Below are 22,604 nucleotides of genomic sequence, written 5' to 3' on the forward strand. Positions count from 1 at the left end.
CCCGGCCGGGCTCCCGCCAGGAGGCTCGGGGAGCGTCGTCGCAGCCGCTCAGGCGCCGGGCGCCGTCACCGCCGCCTGATCGTGCTGCAGCCGTGGCGGCAGCCGGTCGTCGAGCCAGTCCATGCGCCAGGCCAGCAGCGCCACCGCGCCGACGATGCAGGCGGCCGCCAGCGCGCCCGCCAGGCCATGCCGTTCGCGGTACGGATCGGGTGCGATGCGCTTGGCCCCCGGCGGCACGCGCGCCGTCTGCGACAGCATCCCCCCGAGCCGCACGCTCACCTTCATGCGGCCGTTGATGGCCCACCCGCTCGCGTCGAGGATCGGCCCCAGGCTGCGCTGGCGCAGCTTCAGCCAGGCGATCAGCATGCTGGGCCCCGAGATCGCGATCACGATGCCGGCCAGCGCCACCGGAATCCACTGCCCCAGGTCGATGAACTTGCCGAAGATGCCGACCAGCACCGCACTGATGCTGCCCAGCGCCACCCCGATCGCCGCCACTGTACCCACGTCGATGCGGCTGCCCGCCGTTGGCACGCCGGGCTTGGCAGGGGCCTTCGAAGCGGCGTCCGCGCCCGCCGCCTGATCCGCCGTGGCCACCCGGCCGGCCAGCGACTGCAGCGCGCCCTGCGACCCGGCTTCGCTCGCCGCTGCCCGCTTGGCCACCTGTTCCTCGATCATGCGGACGAACTTCTTGTACGGCGCGAAGAAGGCCTGCGCGACGCTGGTCGGGTTCTCGATCAGCTTGGTGATGGTGGCGTCCCAGTCGCGGCCCTGGCGGTCGTAGAACACGCCGTTGCGCCCCACGAAGAGAAAGTCGACGTCGCCCGCGGTGAAGGCGGCGACGATGCTCATCTTCTGCCCCTGGCGAGTGCAGTCGCAGTACGCGAGGCAGGTCTTCGCCAGTCCCGCCAGTGTCGCGTGCCGGGCGGTGTCCTGCACCTGCACGGTGAGCTCGCAACTGCGCCCGTCGAGGTACAGCGTGCCTGCCTGGAAGATGGCGCCTTCGCGCCGATAGAAGGCCTTGAACGACACGAAGTTGTGCAGCAGCACCAGCAGGTCGCGCTGCAGGCGCAGCAGCTTCTCCAGGTCGACCAGCAGCCGGTTGTGACGCTCCGCCGCCTCGTCCTCGGCAATGAGCGAGAACAAGGCCTCCTGCGTCTGGAGCAGCGCGTCGATGCGCTCCCGCGACAGTGCGGCCAGCGCATTGGCCGGCCGGGCCGCGATCCATGCCTCGCACGGCGCAAGCCGGCTGCGAAGCGATTGCCATTGCTCTTCTTCCAGCGCATCGCGCTCGCCCAGCAGCGGTGCCACCGCGTCGCGCGCGAACGCGGCCATCGCATCGGCCCAGGCCGGGTTCAGGCTCGTGCCGCGCAACGGCAGCGAGCGGCTGGGCGTGACCGGCGCGAGCGGCAGCTCGGCGATGGGCTGCGCGCCCACGTCCAGCGTGTGGCCCGAGAGCGCGTCATAGGCCTGCGGCGAAGGATTGAGCGCCGCCACCGCCTGCACGTCATAGGCCGCGACCCGGCAGCGAGCGAAGAAGTCGTCGATCTTGGCCGCGACCGCGCGCAGGGCCTCGGTGGCGGCAAGCGTGCGATCGCCCAGCGGCAGCAGCACCTCGTCGCTGCTGTCGCCGTGCGCGTACCAGTCGCGCATGGCTTTCGCTTCGGCCATGAAGGCTTGGGCGCGCGCCCGGTCGAGGCCGGGTTTCTTCTCGTGGCGGTCGGGCGTGCTGCCGTGGGTGCGCATCGCTTCCTGGATGGTCGAGCGCAGCGCGTCGTCGGAGGCGGTGTCGGGCGTGACCACGCCGTCGCCGTTGAAACGCATGGCCGCCAGCCATTCGCTGCGGTCCGAAATGTCGGCGAGCGTGAGCGTGTTCGAGTCCTTCTTGCCGAGCAGGTCGAGGATGCGCCGGCCTTCCCTGGCAAGGTCGGCGCCTGCCGCGCTGTTGTTGTCGAGATCGTCCAGCGACAGCGTTCCGCCGCCCGCGAGCAGCGCATCGGCGCTGCGCAGCCGCTCGCAGGCCCACTGGCATGCCGCGATCACTTCGGGCGGGCGCACGCGGCCATCGCCGTCGCTGTCGATCAGATCGAGCGTGCGCGCATCGAAGTCGATGCCGCGCGTGGGGCAGGCGAGCGCGACCCACAGTTTCTGGTCGAGTTCGGCGATGTGCGCAATGTCCGCGCCGCTGCGAAACACCACCTGGTCGAGACCGCCGGCACGGATGAAAAGCCATCGGTGCGGTGTCGATGCCGCGGAAGGCGCACTGTTGCCGGGTACGCCGGCGGGGACTGGGGGCGTGCTGATGTCTGTCGTCACTGGGCTGGGGTTCCTGCAGCGGTAGCGGTGGTGTGTTCTTCGTCTTCGAGACGAGCCTAGATCGCACGCCACACGCACCTTGAGGACAGACGGCGCGCAGCCATGTCGGCCTATGCCGACATCGGCCTCCCCATTTCGCGCAGCCCCGGCCTATGGCAAATGTCCTGCACCCGCCGTCGTTCGCGGATGGCGGCGCGCCAGCTGCTCGCGCCCAAAACTCGGCGCATGCACAGAGCCCGAGGAGCCATCCATGTCGAACAAGCCGAACCCCGCCAGGCAATCCCCGCGTGAGGAACCCGAACTCGCGAACGAAGAGTCCGTTCCCAGCGACGGCCGCGACGTCGAGGGCGAGCAGTTGATGAAGGAAGTGACCAACAGGAAGCTGCACGACAAGGGCGAAGCCGAACACAAGACGCCCGAGAAGGCCGAGAAGGCCGAGAAGGCCGAGAAGGCTAAGAAGGCCGACAGGTCCGCCGATGAGCACGGCACCGACCGCGACTCTCGCTGACCCGGCGGACGCCATGAGCCCCCGGCTTGCCACCGGCTCGACACGGTGGCAGCGTTGGCGTCGATGGGTGCTGCCGCTGGTCGGCGTCGCAGTGCTGGGCCTGCTGCTGTCCCACATCCACAAGATCGACTGGGCCGGTGCCTGGCACGCGCTGCACCGGTATTCGCCGTGGCTGCTGCTCGCGGTGCTCGGGCTCGCCACGGCCAGCCATGCGCTCTACGGCTGCTTCGACCTGATCGGCCGGCGCCATCTGCGGCACCGGTTGCCGGCCTGGCGTACATGGGCCATCGCGGTCACGAGCTATGCGTTCAACCTCAATCTCGGCTCGCTGGTCGGAGGCGTGGGGATGCGTGCGCGCCTCTATGCCCGCGCCGGGCTCGACGATGCCACCGTGGCGCAGATCGTCGGCCTGAGCCTCGCGACCAACTGGCTGGGGTATGGGCTGCTGGCCGGGGGCCTGTTCGCGGCCGGCGTCATCGAGCCGCCGCGGCAGGCGCACATCGGGCAGGGCGCGCTGCAGGCGCTGGGCGTGGCGATGATCATGCTGGCGCTGGGCTACGTGGTGGCATGCGCGGTCTCGCGCAAGCGCGAATGGGTGGTCAGGGGCAGGCACATCCGTCTGCCGGGGGCGCGCATCGCGTCGATGCAGCTGGCGCTGTCTGCCGCCAACTGGGCGCTGATGGGCGCAGCCATGTACCTGCTGCTGGGGCAGAAGGTGCCTTACGCCACCACGCTGAGCGTGCTGCTCGCGGCGTCCATCGTCGGCGTGCTCACGCCCATACCGGCCGGCCTGGGCGTGCTGGAAGCGGTGTATCTCGCCTTGCTTTCTGGCACGGTGAAGCAGGGCGCGCTGATGGGAGCCGTGCTGGCGTACCGGGCGCTGTACTACCTGGTGCCGCTGGCCGGCGGGCTGGCGCTCTACCTGCTGCTCGAACGCTGGGCGCCGGCCAGCGATGGGCAAGCGGGGGCCGCATCCGCGCTGGAAACGCCAGTCGCCTCCGTGTGAGGCCGGGACGGGCCTGTTCACCAGGCCGCTTCGCCGTTCAGCAACGCCCGCCGTGCAAGCAGGAAGGTCGCCGCGTTCCAGCTCTGCCCGGCCATGCCCATGGGCGCCAGCGTGCGGCCGTGAAACCACTCGGTGAAGCGCCAGTCGTCCAGCGCATTGGCTCGCGCCAGCTTCGCGAGTTCGGCCCAGGCCATGCCGTGCTCTCCCAGCTTCGCGAGCGCCATCACCCAGAAGCCGCCGACGAAGGGCCAGATGCCGCCGTTGTGGTACTGGTGCACGATGTTCTGCCGGTGGCGGCCCATGTAGGCCCTCCACAGCGGGTGCTGCCGCGGCAGTGGGTGCAACACCACGCGCACCGGCCAGGGCTCGCCGGCATGCGCCCGGTCGATGGTGTCGACGATGCGGCGCGCCATGGCTGAATCGGCCAGTCCGCACTGCATGGCGAGCACGTTGCCGAACACGTCGCCCTCGTCGCCGACCACCGCCAGGTTGACGAAGCTCAGGTACAGCCCCGGGTCGCGCCGGCCGCGGCGCGCGTAGTGCTGCAGCAGCCGCGCCCGGTGGTATTCGGGCAGATCGCGCTGGAACGGATTGAACAGGTGGTTGAAGTGGTAGTGCGTCGCCTCCGCGTGGTCCAGCGCGAAGCGGCGCTTGACCTCGTACCACAGCGCGTTGGTGTAGAGCACATAGCCCGAGCGCGGCATGATGTCCGCCCAGTCGCTGGCCTCGTTCTGCTGCAGCAGTCGGAAGTGCTGGTGCTCCTGCGCCAGCAGCCAGCCGAGCGCGCGGGCGACTTCCTCCGTCCAACGAGAAGGGCCGACCTGCCCGTGGCGGCGCACGTGGTCCACGGCAATCAGCCACCACAGCGTGGCGTCGATGCAGCCCAGGTACCAGAAATCGGCATCGCGGCCCTCGGGGTCCACGTACTTGGGGATCTGCCCGTTGGCCGCCTGCTGCGCCGCGAGCGCCTCGAGGCTCGCCACCGCGCCCTGTTCCAGCGCGGGCACGCCGCTGCCGCACATCGCCATCACGCAGATCGCGGCGTCACGCCCGAAGATGCGCGTGTAGCGCCGCGCAACGGCGGCCTCGGTGCGGGCGGCCGCCAGGATGCCGTGAGAAGTGAGATTGCGTTCCAGAAGTGCCAGCGAGGCTTGCGAGCAGTTGTCGATCAGCGCGAGCGCGGAGGCATCGAGGTCGGTCATGGGTTCCATGGTGGCTTGGGGCACTCCTTTTTAACAACCGTCGTCTTTCGCGGATGTAGGCCTGGTCCTGCCTGCCCGACTTTGGTTCCGGCTTCCGCCGATACGGGCAGCTCTCCGACAAGGCGAGTCGGCGCAGGCCGTAACCACGATCCTGCCGGCGCTCGCAAATTGAGCCGGGTCAGGCGTGAACGGGCAACAACAACCGAGGTCGGTCCTCGATGCGCCGTTCCGCTGGTCTTCAACGAAGGAGCGCCGGTGCCGTCGAACGAACAACGCCAGAGCGGGCAAGACGCCTACCTTTTCCGCGAGGGAACCCATTCCCGGCTGTACGACCTGCTGGGCTGCCACCCCGATGAGAAGGGCGGCGGCGCAAGGTTCGCGGTCTGGGCGCCGAACGCGGAGACCGTGTCGGTGGTCGGCGACTGGAACTACTGGTCCGGCGACGCCGACCTCTTGCAGCCCGACCCGGACGGCACGGGCATCTGGAGCGGGCACGTCCCGAATGCCGCGATCGGCCAGACCTACAAGTACCGCATCCGCTCGCGCCATGGCGGCTACACGGTCGACAAGGCCGACCCGGTCGCCTTCGCCGCCGAACTGCCGCCCGCCACGGCCTCGCGCATCTGCGAGCTTTCGTACCAGTGGGGCGATGCCGGGTGGATGGCCGACCGCGGCCGGCGCAACGCGCTCGATGCGCCGATGTCGGTCTACGAGGTGCACCTGGGCTCCTGGCGCCGCGAAGACGGCCACTTTCTCGGCTACCGCGAGATCGCGCACCGGCTCGCGGCCTATGCGCTCGAGATGGGCTTCACGCACGTCGAGCTGATGCCGGTGACCGAGCATCCGTTCTACGGCTCCTGGGGCTACCAGACCACCGGCTATTTCGCGCCCACCGCGCGCTTCGGCTCGCCGCAGGACTTCATGTACCTCGTGGACCACCTGCACCAGCAGGGCATCGGCGTGCTGCTCGACTGGGTGCCTTCGCATTTCCCCACCGACGAGCACGGGCTCGCGTACTTCGACGGCACGCACCTGTACGAGCATGCCGATCCGCGCCAAGGCTTCCACCCGGAGTGGAACTCGAGCATCTTCAACTACGGCCGGCCGGAGGTACGCAGCTTTCTCGTGTCGTCCGGCCTTTTCTGGCTCGATCTGTATCACATCGACGGCCTGCGGGTGGATGCGGTGGCGTCGATGCTCTACCTCGACTACGCGCGCGGCCACGGCGGCTGGGTGCCCAACCGCCACGGCGGGCGCGAGAACCTGGAGGCCATCGATTTCCTGCAGACATTGAACCGCGCCGTCTACCGCGAGCATCCCGACACGCTCACCGTGGCCGAGGAGTCGACCGCCTGGCCGCGCGTTTCGCGCCCCACCGACATGGACGGCCTGGGCTTCGGCGAGAAATGGAACATGGGCTGGATGCACGACACGCTCGCCTACATGAAGGAAGAGCCGGTGCACCGCAAGTACCACCACCACAAGCTGACCTTCTCGCTGGTGTATGCCTTCCACGAGAACTTCGTTCTGCCGTTCTCGCACGACGAGGTGGTGCACGGCAAGGGCTCGCTGCTGGGAAAGATGCCCGGCGACAACTGGCAGCAGTTCGCCAACCTGCGCGCGCTGTACGGCTTCATGTGGGCGCACCCGGGCAAGAAGCTGCTGTTCATGGGCGGCGAATTCGGCCAGCGCCGCGAGTGGACGCACGACGGCGAGCTCGAATGGTGGGTGAGCGGGCTCGAAGGCCACGCGGGCCTGCAGCGCCTCGTGTCGCAGCTCAACCGCGTCTACCGCGCCTCGCCCGCGCTGCACCGGCTCGATTTCTCGTCCGCCGGCTTCGAATGGCTGGCCGCCGACGAGGCCGACCTGAGCATCTTCGCCTTCCTGCGCAAGGCCGGCGACGGCAGCCCGCCGCTGCTCGCGGTGAGCAACATGACCCCGGTGCCGCGCACCAACTACATGCTCGGCGTGCCACTGGGCGGGCGCTGGTGCGAGGTGATCAACACCGACGCCACCGAGTTCGGCGGCTCCGGCTGGGGCAATTTCGGGGGCGTCGAGGCGGCGCCCGTGGGTTCCCACGGACGCAGGCAGTCGGTGTGCCTCACCTTGCCGCCACTGTCCACGCTGATCCTGGAGCACCGGCCCTCATGAAGAACATTTTCTCGACCAGGCATGCCGCGGCGGGCAACGCCCCCGAGGCGGACGCGGCACACGGCGACATCCGCGCGGTCATCGACGCGGTGCTTCCCTCCATCGACAACGGCCGCTTCGCCACCAAGTGCGTGGCCGGGGAGCGCGTGACGGTGCGCGCCCATTGCTTCACCGACGGCCACGACGTGCTGCGCGTGCAGCTGTGCTGGCGCGCGCAGGAGCAGGCCGAATTCCGCGAGGTGCCGATGAAGCCGCTGGGCAACGACGTGTGGGAGGCCAGCTTCTCGCCGCCGTCGGCGGGCCGCTATGTCTACACCGCCGTGGCCTGGGTCGATCCCTTCGATTCGTGGCGCCACGAGATGACGCGACGCGTGGACCTGGCCGACGTGCGCGTTGCAGCGCAGGTCGGCGCGCTGGAAATCGCCGCGGCCGCCGCCCGGGCCCATGGAGAGGATCGCACCGCGCTGCAGCGCTGGGCCACGGAACTCGACGCGACGGCAGCCAACCCCGGCGCGGACATCGCCGCCTTGAAGGCGCTGGCGCTCGACGAGGAATACGCCGTGCTGGCGCGGCGCCACCCCGATCGCCGCCACGCGGTGCGCCACGCGGCGGAACTGCCGCTGGTGGCGGAGCGGGAGCGGGCGCGCTTCAGCACCTGGTACGAGCTCTTTCCGCGCTCGGCCGGCACCGAGCCCGGCGTGCATGGCACTTTCAGGGACGTGGAAGCGCGCCTGCCGGCCATCGCCGAGATGGGCTTCGACGTGCTGTACTTCCCTCCGATCCATCCCATCGGCCGCATCCAGCGCAAGGGGCCCAACAACTCCCTGGAAGCCGGTCCCGGCGACGTGGGCAGCCCATGGGCCATCGGCGCGGAGGAGGGCGGGCACAAGTCGATCCTGCCGGCGCTCGGCACCGAGGAAGACTTCCGGCGCCTGCTGGCGCGCGCGGCGGAGCACGGGCTGGAGATCGCACTCGACATCGCCTTCCAGTGCGCGCCCGACCACCCCTACGTCAAGGCGCACCCCGACTGGTTCCGCTGGCGGCCCGACGGCACGGTGCAGTACGCCGAGAACCCGCCGAAGAAGTACCAGGACATCTATCCCTTCAACTTCGAGTGCGAGGGCTGGCGCGCGCTGTGGGCCGAGCTCAAGAGCGTGATCGATCACTGGACGGGGCAGGGCGTGCGCATCTTCCGCGTGGACAACCCGCACACCAAGGCTTTCCCGTTCTGGGAATGGGCCATCGGCGAGGTCAAGCGCGAGCACCCCGATGCGATCTTCCTGGCCGAGGCCTTCACGCGGCCGAAGGTGATGCACCGGCTCGCGAAGCTGGGCTTCTCGCAGTCGTACACCTACTTCACCTGGCGCACCACGAAGCAGGAGCTGCAGGAGTACTTCACGGAGCTCTCGACCGAGCCGGGCATCGACTACTTCCGGCCCAACGTGTGGCCCAACACGCCCGACATCCTGCACGAGCAGCTGCAGACCGGCGAGCCGGCCGTGTTCATGTCGCGGCTGGTGCTGGCCGCCACGCTGGCGGCCAACTACGGCATCTACGGGCCGGCCTACGAGCTTCGCGAGCACCTGCCGCGCAGCCCGGGCAGCGAGGAATACCTGGATTCCGAGAAGTACCAGCTGCGCCACTGGAATCACGACGACCCCGCGAGCCTGGCGCCCTTCATCGCGCGGGTGAACCGCATCCGCCGAGAGAACCCGGCGCTGCAGTGGGACCGCACGCTGCGCTTCCTGCATATCGACAACCCGCAGCTGATGGCCTATGCCAAGAGCTCGGCCGACGGCGCCAACGTGGTGGTGACCGTGGTCAACCTCGATCCGCACAACGTGCAGGAAGGCTGGGTGGGCCTGGAGCCAGCCAGCGTGGGCGTGAACCCGCCCTCGCGCGCCTTCCAGATGCACGACCTGCTCAGCGGGCAGCGATTTCTCTGGCAGGGCGACTGGCACTACGTGCGGCTCGATCCGCGCAGCGTGCCCGCCCACATCTTCGTGGTCCGCAGGCGCCATGGCGACGAGCGCGACTTCGACTACTTCCTGTGAGGCCGCCCGCACATGAACGCACCCGTCTCCCACATCGCGCTCGAGACCGTCGAGATCGACAACAGCGACGACCCGCTGTGGTACCGCGACGCGGTGATCTACCAACTCAACGTCAAGGCCTTCTTCGACTCCAACAACGACGGCATGGGCGACTTCAAGGGCGTCACCGCCAAGCTCGACTACGTGAAGGAACTGGGCGTCAACACCATCTGGCTGATGCCCTTCTATCCCTCGCCGCTGCGCGACGACGGCTACGACATCTCCGAGTACGAGGACGTGCACCCGCAGTACGGCACGCTGGACGACTTCCGCGAGATGCTGGCCGAGGCCCACAAGCGCGGCCTGCGGGTGATCACGGAGCTGGTCATCAACCACACCTCCAGCGACCACCCGTGGTTCAAGGCCGCGCGGCTCGCGCCGCCGGGCTCGCCCGAGCGCAATTTCTACGTGTGGAGCGACACCGACCAGATCTACCAGGGCACGCGGATCATCTTCACCGACACCGAGACCTCCAACTGGACCTGGGACCCGGTCGCCAAGCAGTACTACTGGCACCGCTTCTTCAGCCACCAGCCCGACCTGAACTTCGACAACCCGGCGGTGATGGAGGCCATCTTCAGGACCATGCGCTTCTGGCTCGACATGGGCGTGGACGGCTTCCGGCTCGACGCCATTCCCTACCTTGTGGAGCGCGACGGCACCAGCAACGAGAACCTGCCCGAGACGCACGCGGTGATCAGGCGGCTGCGCGCGGCCATCGACGCGCAGTACAAGAACCGCTTTCTCCTGGCCGAGGCCAACATGTGGCCCGAGGACGTGCGCGAGTACTTCGGCGACGGCGACGAGTGCCACATGGCCTACCACTTCCCGCTGATGCCGCGCATGTACATGGCCATCGCGCAGGAAGACCGGCACCCGATCGTCGAGATCATGGCGCAGACGCCCGATATTCCCGAGGGCTGCCAGTGGGCCATCTTCCTGCGCAACCACGACGAGCTCACGCTGGAGATGGTCACCAGCAAGGAGCGCGACTACATGTACACCATGTACGCGGCCGACATGCGCGCGCGCATCAACCTGGGCATCCGCCGACGCCTGGCGCCGCTGATGGAGAACGACCTGGACCGCGTGAAGCTCATGAACGGGATGCTGCTGTCGATGCCGGGCTCGCCCATCATCTACTACGGAGACGAGATCGGCATGGGCGACAACGTGTTCGTGGGCGACCGCAACGGCGTGCGCACGCCGATGCAATGGAACCCCGACCGCAACGCCGGCTTCTCGCGCGCCGACCCGCAGCGCCTGTACCTGCAGCCGATCATGGACCCGCTGTACGGCTACGAGGCGCTCAACGTGGAGACGCAGGCGCGCGACAGCAGCTCGCTGCTGAACTGGACCAAGCGCATGCTCGCCGTGCGCAAGACCAGCCACGCCTTCGGCCGGGGCCGCCGGCGCTTTCTCAAGCCCGGCAACCGCAAGATCCTCGCGTACCTGAGCGAGTACGACAGCGACGTGATCCTGACCGTGTTCAACCTCTCGCGCGCGGCGCAGCCGGTGGAGCTGGACCTGTCGGAGTTCAAGGGCTTCGTGCCCATCGAGATGCTGGGGCGCTCGCCTTTTCCGCCCATCGGCGAGCTGCCGTACCTGCTCACGCTGGCCTCGTACGGCTTCTACTGGTTCAAGCTGACCGCCGAGGCCGATGCGCCCAGCTGGCACCAGGAGGGCGTGGCGCTGCAGGAATGGCCCACCCTGGTGCTCTTCGACGGCTGGACCAGCTTCTTCCGCGACCGCGTGATGCCGTGGCGCATCGGCATGTCGGAGCGCATGCGCAACCAGTTCGAGCTGGAGACGCTGCCGCGCCACATCGAGATCCAGCGCTGGTACGCCTCCAAGGGCACGACCATCCAGCGCGCGCGGCTGGCCGACCACGCCGTGTGGGAGGCGAACGGCCTGAGCTGGATGCTGCCGCTGCTCGAACTCGACGGCCCGCCCGGTGGCGCCACCTATTTCATGCCGCTCGCGCTGGCGTGGGAAGAGCGCGACGAGGAGCGCATGGCCGGCGTGGCGCAGGCCGCGCTCGCCAAGGTGCGCCAGCAGGCGCAGGTCGGGCTCATGGGCGATGCCTTCTACGACGAGGCCTTCTGCCGCGAACTGGTGCGAGCCATCCGCAGCGCAGCCGAGCTGCCGACCGCGAACGGCCGGCTGGTCTTCAAGCCCACGGCCGCCTTCGCCGAGACCATGGCGGACATCGACGCGCTGCCCTTCGGCCGGCCCAGCGGGGTGAGCAGCAACACGGTGGTGACGCTGGGCGAGACGCTCTTCCTCAAGGGATACCGCCACGTGCGCGAGGGCATCAACCCCGAGCTGGAGATGGGCCGCTTCCTCACCGAGGTGGCGCACTACCCCAACTGCGTGCCGGTGCTGGGCGCACTCGAATACATGGCCGCCGACGGTCGCACGATGACGCTCGCGATGGTGCAGCGCTACGTGGCGAACCAGGGCGACGGCTGGGACTACACGCTCGGCTACCTGGAGCGCTTCCTGCGCGACGTGGTCACGTCGGACGGCGACGCGCCGGAGGTGGCGGCGGTGCACGGCGGCTTCCTCGCGCTGATGGCCACCCTGGGCCGGCGCACCGCCGAGCTGCACGAGGCGCTGGCCGCCCGCACCGGCGCGGCGGCCTTCGACCCCGAGCCGCTCACGGCCGCCGATGCCACCGGCTTCAAGACACGGGCCACGGCCGACGCGGCTGCCACGCTGGAGCTGCTGCGCGAGCGCTTCCAGCTGCTGCCACCGGCCGCGCAGGCCGATGCGCGCACGCTGCTGGACGCCGGCGCGGCGCTGCGCGCCAGCATCGAGGCGAAGCGCCCCGCGGAAGGCGGCGGCATCAGCAGCCGCTACCACGGCGACTACCACCTCGGCCAGGTGCTGGTGAAGGACAACGACTTCGTCATCATCGACTTCGAGGGCGAGCCCGCGCGCAGCTTCGACGAGCGCCGAATGAAGGGTTCGCCGCTGCGCGACGTGGCGGGCATGCTGCGTTCCTTCAACTATGCGCGCTGGTCGGCGCTGCGCCGCGTGGCCCAGAGCCCGCAGGAGGCCGAGCGCCTCGCCGGCCCGGCCATCGCCTGGGAGCAGGCCACGCGCGACGCCTTCCTTGCCGGCTACGGCCTCGCGCTCGATGGCGAGCTTCTTGCTCTCTTCGAGCTGGAGAAGGCGCTCTACGAGCTGCGCTACGAACTCGGCAACCGCCTCGACTGGGTACAGGTACCGCTGCACGGCGTGCTCGCGCTGGTGCGGCCGGGGCGCGGCTGAACCCGGGCCAACCTGGCGAAATCAAGGGAACTCCACCATGGAAAACTTCGGCATTCACCTGGAGCCGCTGCGCGCCATCCTTTACCAGGTCGGCGCCTTCATTCCCCGGCTGCTGGTCGCGCTGGTGGTCGTGCTCGTCGGCTGGCTCGTGGCCAAGGCGGTGCGCTTCGCAGTGACGAAGGCGCTGCGCGCCATCAACTTCAACGTGCTGACCGAGCGCGCCGGCCTCGACAACTTCCTGCGCCAGGGCGGCCTGGCGGGCGACACCAGCAGCCTGTTCGGCGTGCTCGCGTACTGGCTGGTGATCCTCGCCTCGCTGCTCATCGCCTTCAACGGCATGGGGCTGAGCTACATCGCGGACCTGCTGGGGCGCATCGTCTGGTTCGTGCCGAACGTGTTCGTGGCGCTGCTGGTGCTGGCCTTCGGCTCGTACTTCGCGCGCTTCGTGGGCGACGCGGTGGCCAGCTATTTCCGGGGCGTGAAGATGCAGGACGCCGCGCTCTTCGCCAAGGCCGCGCAGTACGCGGTGATGGCTTTCGTGATCCTGATCGCGCTCGACCAGGTCAAGGTGGGCGGCGACATCGTGCGCGAGAGCTTCCTGGTGATCCTCGCGGGCGCGGTCTTCGCGCTGGCCCTGGCCTTCGGCCTGGCGGGCAAGGACTGGGCCAAGTCCTGCATCGAGCGCTGGTGGCCGAGGGAGGCCAGGGACGGCAGGGTGCCGCCTGCCATGCCCGCGCCACCACCGCCTCCGCCACCCCCGACCGTCGTCGGCGGCACAGGTCTGTACCCGCGCCACGACAACGACCGCCCGCCGCGCTGAATGCGGCACAGCCCTTCAACCTACTGCCATCGGATGACATCCAGGAACGCCGCTACCCCCTCCATCACCGCCGTCTGGCCCGGGCGGCCTTACCCGCGCGGCGCCACCTGGGACGGGGAGGGCGTCAACTTCGCTCTCTTCTCGCAGCACGCCGAGAAGGTCGAGCTGTGCCTTTTCGACGATCGCGGCCGCCAGGAGCTGCAGCGCATTCCGCTGCGCGACCGCACCGATGGCGTGTGGCACTGCTACCTGCCCGAGGCGCGCCCCGGCCAGGCCTACGGCTACCGGGTGCACGGCCCCTACAAGCCGGAGGAGGGCCACCGCTTCAACGCCCACAAGCTGGTGCTCGACCCCTATGCGAAGGACCTGGTGGGCGAGCTGCGCTGGGGCGACGCGCTCTACGGCTACACGGTAGGCAGCAAGCGCGAAGACCTGTCGTTCGACCGCCGCGACAGCGCGCCGCTCATGCCCAAGGGCCGCGTGCTCGAAACGGCCTTCACCTGGGGTGGCGACCGCCGCCCCATGATCCCGTGGCAGGACATGGTGATCTGCGAGATGCACGTGCGCGGCTTCACCATGACCCACCCCGACGTGCCGCCCGCGCTGCGCGGCACCTACGCGGCACTGGGCTGCGCGCCGGTGGTCGACTACCTCAAGCGGCTGGGCGTGACCACCGTCGAGCTGCTGCCGGTGCACGGCTTCCTCAACGACCGCCACCTGTCCGAGCGCGGCCTGCGCAACTACTGGGGCTACAACACGCTGGCCTTCTTCGCGCCCGAGATGCGCTACAGCGCCTCGGGCAAGGTGAAGGAGTTCAAGACCATGGTGAAGACGCTGCACTCGGCGGGCATCGAGGTGATCCTCGACGTGGTCTACAACCACACCTGCGAAGGCAACCAGCTCGGGCCCACGCTGTCGATGCGCGGCGTGGACAACGCCTCCTACTACATCGTCAACGGCGACAACCGCCGTTACTACGACGACTTCACCGGCTGCGGCAACACCGTCAACCTGGAGCATCCGCACGCGCTGCAGCTGGTGATGGATTCGCTGCGCTACTGGGCGGAGGAAATGCACGTCGACGGCTTTCGCTTCGACCTGGCCTCGGCGCTGGCGCGCGAGTCGGGCAAGGTGGAGAACCTCGGGGGCTTCTTCGATGCCATCGGGCAAGACCCGACGCTCAACCGCGTGAAGCTCATCGCCGAGCCTTGGGACCTGGGGCACGGCGGCTACCAGGTGGGCAACTTCCCGCCCGGCTGGGCCGAATGGAACGACCGCTACCGCGACGGCCTGCGCGGCTTCTGGAAAGGCGACGGCGGCCTGCTCGGCGAGCTGGCCCGGCGCATCACCGGCTCGGAAGATCTCTATGGCTGGTCGGGCAAGCAGCCCACCGCCAGCATCAACTTCGTGACCGCGCACGACGGCTTCACGCTGCACGACCTGGTCTCGTACAACGACAAGCACAACGAGGCCAACGGCGAGGACAACCGCGACGGCAGCAGCAACAACGTCTCGTGGAACTGCGGCGCCGAGGGGCCGACCGACGATGCGGAAGTGCTGACCCTGCGCGAGCGCCAGAAGCGCAACCTGCTGGCCACGCTGCTGCTGTCGCAGGGTGTGCCGATGCTGCTGGCGGGCGACGAACGCGGCCACACGCAGCAGGGCAACAACAACGTCTATTGCCAGGACAACGAACTCGGTTGGCTCGACTGGACGCCGACGCCCGAGCGGCTCGCGCTCGTGACCTTCGTCGAACGGATGGTCGCGCTGCGCCGCGCGCACCCCTCGTTCCGGCGCCGCACCTTCTTCGCGGGCCGGCCGGCGGAGGTGGAGACCGTGACAGACGTGCACTGGCTCAGGCCCGACGGAGCCGAGATGCGCCCCGAGGACTGGAACGACGCCAACGCGCGCTGCATCGCGATGTACATCCCTGGCGGCGGCATCGTCGACCGGGGCCCGCGCGGCGAGGCGCAGCTCGACGACGACTTCATCGTGCTGTTCAACGCCCACCACGACGAGATCGCCTTCACGCTGCCGGCGGCGCCGCATGGCGCATGGCGGTTGCTGGTCGACACCGCGAACACCGCGCCTCCGCTGACCACCGAGGACGCGGCCGCGCACGCGCCGGCGTGGAGCGAACCCGCCTATCCGCTGCAATGCCGCTCGCTCGTGGTGCTGAGCCGGCCGGACGTGCGGCCATGACCAAGAAACAGCACCGCACCAGGGCAAAGAGGATCCGATGAGCACCCACGCACACACCATGCCCTTCGGCGCCACCGCGCAGGCGCAGGGCGTGGATTTCGCCCTCTGGGCACCTTCGGCCGAGGCCGTGGTGCTGGAGCACCGCGGCGCGGCAAGCGGTTGCGCCGCCGTGTCGCTGCCCATGGAACGCGACGCCCACGGCTGGCACCGGCTGACGGTGCCGAAGGCAGGCCAGGGCGACAGCTACGGCTTCCGCCTGCCCGACGGCACCCGCGTGCCCGACCCGGCCTCGCGCTTCAACCCCGAGGACGTGCACGGCCCGAGCGTGGTGATCGACCCGCGCCGCTTCGAATGGACCGATGATGCGTGGCGCGGCCGCCCGTGGGAGGAAGCGGTTGTCTACGAGCTGCACGTGGGCACCTTCACCGACGAAGGCACGTTCCGGGCCGCGCGGCAGCGGCTGGAGGAGCTCGCCGAGCTCGGCATCACCGCCATCGAGCTGATGCCGCTTGCCGACTTTCCGGGGCGCCGCAACTGGGGCTACGACGGCGTGCTGCCGTTCGCGCCCGATGCCTCGTACGGCACGCCCGACGATCTCAAGGCACTGATCGACGCGGCGCACTCGATGGGCCTGATGGTGCTGCTCGATGTGGTCTACAACCACTTCGGACCGGAAGGCAACTACCTGCACGCCTGCTGCCCCGAGTTCTTCAACCAGGGGCACCAGACGCCCTGGGGCCCGGCCATCAACTTCGACGGGCCGGCATCGCGCACGGTGCGCGACTTCTTCATCCACAACGCCTGCTACTGGATCGAGGAATTCCGCTTCGACGGCCTGCGCATGGACGCGATCCACGCCATCCACGACGAGACGCGGCCGCACATCGTGCAGGAGATCCGCCAGGCGCTCGACGACGGGCCGGCCCGGGGCCGCCACGTGCACCTGGTGCTGGAGAACGACGCCAACCAGGCCTCGATGCTGATGCGCGACGGCCGGGGCATTCCGGTGGCGGGCACCGCGCAGTGGAACGACGACCTCCACCATGCCGCGCACGTGCTGGCCACCGGCGAACGCGACGGCTACTACGCCGACTATGCAAGCGACCCGGTCTCCAGCTTCGCCTGCGCGCTGGCGGAAGGCTTCGTCTACCAGGGGCAGCCCTCGGCCTTCCGGCACGGCGAGCGCCGGGGCGAACCGAGCACGCGGCTGCCGCCGCAGGCCTTCGTCTCGTTCCTGCAGACGCACGACCAGGTCGGCAACCGCGCCTTCGGCGAACGCATCCACGCGCTCGGCGATCCGGTGCTGGTGCGCGCCGCGATGGCCTGCCTGCTGCTGTCGCCGCATGTGCCGATGTTCTTCATGGGCGACGAATTCGCGGCTTCGACGCCGTTCCTGTACTTCTGCGACTTCGGCCCGGAGCTTGCGAGCGCCGTTGCCGAGGGGCGGCGCTCCGAGTTCGGCGGCTTCGCGGCATTCGCCGACGAAGCGGCGCGAGCGCGCATTCCCGATCCGAACGCCGAATCCACTTTTCTCGCCTCGAAGCTGCGCTGGCGGGAGCGCGGCACGCGCGCGCACTTCGAGCGGCTGTGCGAGGTGCGGCAACTGCTGGAGATTCGGCATCGGCTGATCGTGCCCCGGCTTGCGGGCATGAGCGCCGCAGGCGTCTACCGCTGCGAGAACGGTACGCTGCAGGTGGCGTGGGATCTCGGAGCGCCCGGCACTCGGCTGCACCTGCTGGCGCACTTCGGCGATGGGCCCGTGGCGGGCTTGGCTGCGCCGCCCGGCAAGGCGATCCACAGCGAAGGCGCTGCCGTCCAAGAGGGCGCGATGCGCCTGGAGCGCGGCGCCGTGCACGTGACGCTGGAGGATCCGCCGGGTGTCGTATGAAGCAAGCCCGCCGCCGATCGCCGTCACCGATGAACTCGCGCGCCTGTGCGGGCACCACGGCATCGCCACCGGCTATTTCGACGCATTCGGACGGCGCCGAGAAGTTGGCGGGCGCAGCCTGATCGCGCTGCTGGCCGAGTTCGGCGTGCGGCTCGGCGATGTGGCGGAAGCCGGCCCCGCGCTCGAAGCAGCACGGCAGGCGGATCGGGCCGAGTCGCTGCCGCCGGTTGTGGTCGTACAGGTACCGGCGACCGGATGGCCGGTGCGGCTGCGGATTGCGCCTTCGATGAGGCGCGTGCGCTGGCAGATCAGCGACGGGTGCGGGACCGTGCTGGAAGGCGAGGGCGACGTGGGTGCCGAAGAAGCGACGCCTGGCGAGCGCATCCTGCAGATGCCTGTCGTGCTCGAAGCCGGCTACTACCGGCTGCGCGTCGAAGGCCTGCCCGGCGAGACGCTGGTGCTGGCCACGCCGGGCCATTGCTACCGCCCGCCGGCCGTGCAGGACGCAGGCCGCGTGTGGGGCGTGGCCGTGCAGCTCTACGGCCTGCGCTCGCCGCGCAACTGGGGCATCGGCGATTTCGGCGATCTGGAGGACCTGGCCGTGCGGGTGGCGGGGCAGGGCGCCGATCTCATCGGACTCAATCCGCTGCATGCGCTGTTCGCGGGCACGCCGGAACATGCCAGCCCGTACAGCCCGTCGTCGCGGCAGCAGCTCAATGTGCTCTGCATCGACGTCGAGGCGGTCGATGGCTTCCCGGACTGCGCGGCCGTGCGGGAAAAGGTCGGCTCGCCGGATTTCCAGCAGCGCCTGGCCATGCTGCGCGCCGCGCCGCTGGTCGACTACGCCGGCGTGGCCGCGGTGAAGTTCGAAGTGCTGGAGCTTCTGTTCGCGCATTTCTGCGAGCGGCACCTGCCGCCGGAAGGCGAGCCCGATGAAGCGGGCAGGGCCTTCCTTGACTTCGTCGCCCGGCGCGGCGAGGCCTTGCGGCGGCATGCCGTGTTCGAGACCTTGCGCGCTCACTTCCTTTCCACCGACAACGGTTCGGGAGACTGGCATTCATGGCCGGCCGCATGGCGCGACCCGGAATCCGCCGAAGTCGCTGCGTTCGCACGGGTGCATGCGGGGCGGGTGCGCTTTCACCAGTACCTGCAATGGGTGGCCGACCGGCAGCTCTCGCACGTCGCGGCGCGCTGCTGCGTGCTCGGCATGGGCGTGGGCCTCTACACGGACCTGGCGGTATCCGTCGATCGCGCGGGCTCCGATGCCTGGTCCTTCCAGCATGGCTTTGCCGAGAACGCCAGCATCGGCGCGCCACCGGACGAGTTCAACCCGGCCGGCCAGCGCTGGGGGCTGCCGCCGCTGAGGCCCGGCGGCCTGCGCGCCGACGGCTATCGCTTCTTCATCGAGACGCTGCGCGCCAGCATGCGCGGCGCGGGCGCCCTGCGCATCGACCATGCGATGGGACTGATGCGGCTGTTCTGGATTCCACCGGGGTGCGGCGCGGCCGAGGGCGCGTACGTCTACTACCCGCTGGAGGAGATGCTCGCCATCGTTGCGATCGAAAGCCACCGGCAGCGCTGCATGGTGGTGGGCGAGGATCTCGGCACCGTCGAGGACGCGGTGCGCGAAGGACTCGCGCGCGCGGACGTGCTCTCGTACCGGCTGCTCTATTTCGAACAGCGGCAGGGCGGCGGCTTCAAGGCCCCTGCCGATTACCCGCCGGCCGCGCTGGTCGCGATCAGCACGCACGACCTGGCAACCTTCGAGGGCTGGTGGACGGCCGCCGATCTGCGCGAGCGGCTGGCGCTGCGCCTGTTTCCCGATCCGGCGATCTTCGACAAGCAGCTGGCGGACCGCATGCGCGAGCGCGTCGAGCTGATGCAGTCGCTGCAGCATGCGGGCCTGCTGTCGCGCGAGGAAATGGCGGAGGCAGCCGGCCTTGCGATGCCTTCGCAGCGCCTGGTGGAGGCGGCGCATGCCTTCCTGGCCCGCACGCCGTCGGCGCTGATGATGGTGCAGCTGGAAGACGTGGCCGGCACTGTCGAGCAGGCCAACATGCCGGGCACCGTCGACGAACACCCCAACTGGCGCCGCAAGCTGGCGCAGCCGGTCGCGGCGCTGGCGCAGAGCGATCGGATGCACCGCCTGGCGCGCCTGCTGCGCGAGGAACGGCCACGACAGCCTCGGAATGAAACGCCAGCCGGCCTGCGGGCGCGCATTCCACGCGCCACCTACAGATTGCAGTTCCACAAGGACTTCGGCTTCGACGACGCGATCCGCGTGCTGCCGTACCTCGCGAAGCTGGGCGTGAGCCATGTCTATTGCTCGCCGATACAGCGCGCCCGCCCGGGCAGCACGCACGGCTACGACGTGGTCGCGCATGCGGAGATCAACCCCGAACTGGGCGGCGCCGAAGGCTTCGCGCGCTTCGTCGACGCGCTGAAGGCCAACGGCCTCGGGCAGCTTCTGGACATGGTGCCCAACCACATGGGCGTGTTCGGCGCCGACAACGCATGGTGGATGGACGTGCTGGAAAACGGCCCTGCCTCGCTTTTCGCCCAGCACTTCGACATCGACTGGCAGCCGCTGAACCCCGAGCTGGCCGGCAAGGTGCTGCTGCCGGTGTTGGGCGGGCACTACGGCGAGACGCTGGACGGCGGCGAGCTGGTCTTGCGCTTCGAGGAAGCGGCGGGCGGCTTCGCCGTCCGCTATTTCGAGCATCGCTTTCCGCTGGCGCCCGAGACTTATCCGGTGGTGCTGGAACGCGCGCTCGAGCGGCTGGGCGATGCGGATGCGTCGCACCGGCTGGCGAGCCTTTCCACGGCCTTCGGTCGCCTTCCCGGGCGCGACCTGGCATCGCCGCACGAGCAGGCCGAGCGAGTCCGCGACAAGGAGCTCTTCAAGGCGCGCCTCGCGGAGCTGGCGCGCAGCGAGCCCATGGTGGCCCATGCGCTCGCTGCAGCAGTGGCGAGTTTCAATCTGGCCTCGGCGCAAGCCCGCGATGCGCTGCACCGGCTGATCGAGGCGCAGGCGTATCGGCTCGCGCACTGGCGGGTGGCGGCCGACGAGATCAATTACCGGCGCTTCTTCGACATCAACGATCTTGCCGGCGTGCGCATGGAACGCGACGAGGTGTTCGAGGCCACGCAGTCGTTCGCGCTGGATCTGGCGGCTTCGGGCGTGGTGGACGGGCTGCGCATCGACCATCCGGACGGGCTCTACGACCCCGCGGACTACTTCCGCAAGCTCCAGGAAGGCTATGCGCGCCGCGCCGGACTGGCGCTGCCGGCGCACGACACGCAGGGCCGGCCCGCGCGGCCGCTCTACGTGGTTGCCGAGAAGATCGCCGCGGCGCACGAGGAAGTTCCCCACAGCTGGCATGTGCATGGCACCACCGGCTACCGGTTCGCGAACGTGGCCAACGGCGTGCTGGTCGACACAGCCGGCAGGGATCGCATGCTGCACGCCTGGCAGCGCTTCACAGGCGTGGCGGAAGACTTCGCCTCGATCTGCCGCGAAGGCCGGCGCGAGGTGATGCGCAATGCGTTGTCGTCGGAGCTCAATGTGCTGTCCGGCGAACTGCTTCGCATCGCCCGGGCGGACCGAGGCACGCGCGACTACACGCTCAATGCACTGCGCCGGGCCTTGTCTGGCGTGTGCGCCTGCATGACCGTCTATCGCACCTACATCGTCGGTGAGCCGTCCGGGCAGGACGGACGCTTCATCGACGAGGCCGTGGCCGAAGCCGCTCGGCGCAGCGGCGAGGCCGATCTGTCGGTGTTCGAGTTCGTGCGTGGAGCACTGAGTGGGGCGCTGAGTGGGGCGCTGCGTGGCGAGCCATCCACTGCAGCCCACCCCGCGCTCGCCGAACGGGTGCGCCGCTTCGCGATGCGTTTCCAGCAGTTCAGTGCGCCGGTAGCGGCCAAGGGCGTGGAAGACACGGCGTTCTATCGCTACTTTCCGCTGAGCTCGCTCAACGAGGTGGGCGGCGAGCCGGATCTTTTCGGTATCGAGGTCGGGCAGTTCCACGCGCTTTCCGCCGATCGCGCACTTCACTGGCCGCACACCATGCTCGCGACATCGACGCACGACAACAAGCGCGCGGAGGACGTCCGCAACCGGATCGACGTGCTCTCGGAAATCCCCGACGAGTGGATGCGCGCGCTGGCACGCTGGCACGGCAAGTGCCGCGGCACGCGCGCGAATCTGCCGGGCGGCGAGTCGCCGTCGCGCGCCGATGAATACCTGCTCTACCAGACGCTGCTGGGCACGCTGCCACCGGGCGGGCTCGGCGCGGATGCGCTGCCGGACTACATCCAGCGCATCTGCCAGTACATGCGAAAGGCCGCGCGCGAAGCCAAGCTGCGCACGCGCTGGACGCAGCCCGACGAGGACTACGAATCGGCGCTGGAACATTTCGTGCACGAGATATTGGCGCCGGCCGGCAACGGGGAGGAGGGCGAGTGCCTGCGGGACATCCGGCAGCTGTCGGACCGGCTGGCGACGATCGGTGCGTGGAACAGTCTCACGCTGATGCTGCTGAAGTACGCCTCGCCGGGCGTGCCCGATCTCTATCAGGGCAGTGAGCTGATTGCGCTGAGCCTCGTGGATCCGGACAACCGGCGGCCGGTGGACTATGCGCTGCGCCAGCGGCTGCTCGACGAACTGGACGGAATGGCCGGCGAGGACGGCCTTGCCCGCCGGATCCGCGCGATGGCCGCGTCGCCGCACGATGGGCGGGCGAAGCTCTGGTTCATCTGGCGGCTTCTGACCCTGCGACGGGCGCAGCCGCTGCTGTTTGGAGAAGGCAGCTACGAACCGTTGACTGTCGAGGGGCCGCTGGCGCGGCATGTAGTCGCATTCGCGCGGCGGCATGGCGAGCAGGCGGTGCTGGTCCTGGCTGGCCGGCTGTTCGCGTCATTTTCAGGCGATGCCGCAAGACCGACGCTGCCGGAATCGGCGAAATGGAACGGCACGACGATCCGTCTGCCGGACGGCCTCGACGCGGGGCCCATGCGAAACCTGCTGACAGGAGAGGTCGTTTCCGCCACGGACCGGCTGCAACTGACCGAGACATTCAGCGCAATGCCTTGGGCGGCACTGGTTCCCGTGGGTGCATTCCGTTGACTCGGGACCTCCAG

At 69.2% G+C, this 22,604-nt stretch carries 11 protein-coding genes; 9 read left to right on the forward strand and 2 right to left on the reverse strand.

Annotated elements, in window-relative coordinates; translation table 11 throughout:
* Positions 1-48: 48 nt before the first annotated feature.
* Entirely contained in the window at positions 49-2,316 is a 2,268-nt protein-coding gene (locus tag ABL843_RS15525; protein ID WP_418120418.1) for a hypothetical protein, read from the reverse strand.
* 250 nt (positions 2,317-2,566) lie between these two features.
* On the opposite strand from ABL843_RS15525, the gene ABL843_RS15530 reads away from it, so the two are divergent.
* On the forward strand, positions 2,567-2,824 hold the full coding sequence (locus ABL843_RS15530; protein ID WP_418120419.1) for a hypothetical protein: 258 nt from the start codon (positions 2,567-2,569) through the stop codon (positions 2,822-2,824).
* 13 nt (positions 2,825-2,837) lie between these two features.
* On the forward strand, positions 2,838-3,830 hold the full coding sequence (locus ABL843_RS15535; RefSeq protein ID WP_418120420.1) for a lysylphosphatidylglycerol synthase domain-containing protein: 993 nt from the start codon (positions 2,838-2,840) through the stop codon (positions 3,828-3,830).
* A 17-nt stretch (positions 3,831-3,847) separates the two neighbouring features.
* Here the strand turns inward: ABL843_RS15535 and ABL843_RS15540 are convergent, their stop codons facing one another.
* Positions 3,848-5,032, reverse strand: a complete 1,185-nt coding sequence (locus ABL843_RS15540; RefSeq protein ID WP_184638762.1) for a glycoside hydrolase 100 family protein — start codon at positions 5,030-5,032, stop codon at positions 3,848-3,850.
* A gap of 255 nt (positions 5,033-5,287) precedes the next feature.
* On the opposite strand from ABL843_RS15540, the gene glgB reads away from it, so the two are divergent.
* The 7 genes from glgB to ABL843_RS15575 are packed head-to-tail and all read left to right on the forward strand — an operon-like array spanning position 5,288 to position 22,590.
* Positions 5,288-7,183, forward strand: coding sequence for a 1,4-alpha-glucan branching protein GlgB (glgB, locus tag ABL843_RS15545; protein WP_418120421.1), 1,896 nt, complete (start codon positions 5,288-5,290; stop codon positions 7,181-7,183).
* Positions 7,180-9,237 carry an alpha-1,4-glucan--maltose-1-phosphate maltosyltransferase gene (locus tag ABL843_RS15550; RefSeq protein WP_418120422.1) on the forward strand — a complete coding sequence of 686 codons (2,058 nt, stop codon included), beginning with the start codon at positions 7,180-7,182 and terminating at the stop codon, positions 9,235-9,237. Before glgB ends, ABL843_RS15550 begins: the two co-directional genes overlap by 4 nt.
* Before the next feature lie 12 nt (positions 9,238-9,249).
* A complete protein-coding gene (gene treS / locus ABL843_RS15555; protein WP_418120423.1) occupies positions 9,250-12,552 on the forward strand; it encodes a maltose alpha-D-glucosyltransferase in 3,303 nt (1,100 codons plus the stop codon).
* 37 nt (positions 12,553-12,589) lie between these two features.
* Positions 12,590-13,372 (forward strand): mechanosensitive ion channel family protein, encoded by a 783-nt coding sequence (locus tag ABL843_RS15560; protein WP_418120424.1) that lies wholly within the window; start codon positions 12,590-12,592, stop codon positions 13,370-13,372.
* Positions 13,373-13,405: 33 nt separating this feature from the next.
* Complete coding sequence (gene glgX / locus ABL843_RS15565) at positions 13,406-15,574, forward strand: glycogen debranching protein GlgX (RefSeq protein WP_418116398.1); 2,169 nt, start codon at positions 13,406-13,408, stop codon at positions 15,572-15,574.
* A 37-nt stretch (positions 15,575-15,611) separates the two neighbouring features.
* Positions 15,612-17,462 carry a malto-oligosyltrehalose trehalohydrolase gene (treZ, locus tag ABL843_RS15570; RefSeq protein ID WP_418116399.1) on the forward strand — a complete coding sequence of 617 codons (1,851 nt, stop codon included), beginning with the start codon at positions 15,612-15,614 and terminating at the stop codon, positions 17,460-17,462.
* Complete coding sequence (locus tag ABL843_RS15575) at positions 17,452-22,590, forward strand: malto-oligosyltrehalose synthase (protein WP_418116400.1); 5,139 nt, start codon at positions 17,452-17,454, stop codon at positions 22,588-22,590. The genes treZ and ABL843_RS15575 overlap by 11 nt, the downstream gene beginning before the upstream one ends.
* The last annotated feature ends 14 nt before the right edge of the window (positions 22,591-22,604 follow it).

This window comes from Variovorax sp. 350MFTsu5.1 (assembly GCF_048302515.1).
Classification (GTDB): Bacteria; Pseudomonadota; Gammaproteobacteria; order Burkholderiales; family Burkholderiaceae_C; genus Variovorax; species Variovorax guangxiensis.

Bases quoted from the DNA above. Each gene is read 5' to 3' on its own strand.
- ABL843_RS15530 (WP_418120419.1), top strand. From the start codon at position 2,567: ATGTCGAACAAGCCGAACCCCGCCAGGCAATCCCCGCGTGAGGAACCC.
- ABL843_RS15535 (WP_418120420.1), top strand. From the start codon at position 2,838: ATGAGCCCCCGGCTTGCCACCGGCTCGACACGGTGGCAGCGTTGGCGT.
- ABL843_RS15540 (WP_184638762.1), bottom strand. From the start codon at position 5,032: ATGACCGACCTCGATGCCTCCGCGCTCGCGCTGATCGACAACTGCTCG.
- ABL843_RS15550 (WP_418120422.1), top strand. From the start codon at position 7,180: ATGAAGAACATTTTCTCGACCAGGCATGCCGCGGCGGGCAACGCCCCC.
- treS (WP_418120423.1), top strand. From the start codon at position 9,250: ATGAACGCACCCGTCTCCCACATCGCGCTCGAGACCGTCGAGATCGAC.
- ABL843_RS15560 (WP_418120424.1), top strand. From the start codon at position 12,590: ATGGAAAACTTCGGCATTCACCTGGAGCCGCTGCGCGCCATCCTTTAC.
- glgX (WP_418116398.1), top strand. From the start codon at position 13,406: ATGACATCCAGGAACGCCGCTACCCCCTCCATCACCGCCGTCTGGCCC.
- treZ (WP_418116399.1), top strand. From the start codon at position 15,612: ATGAGCACCCACGCACACACCATGCCCTTCGGCGCCACCGCGCAGGCG.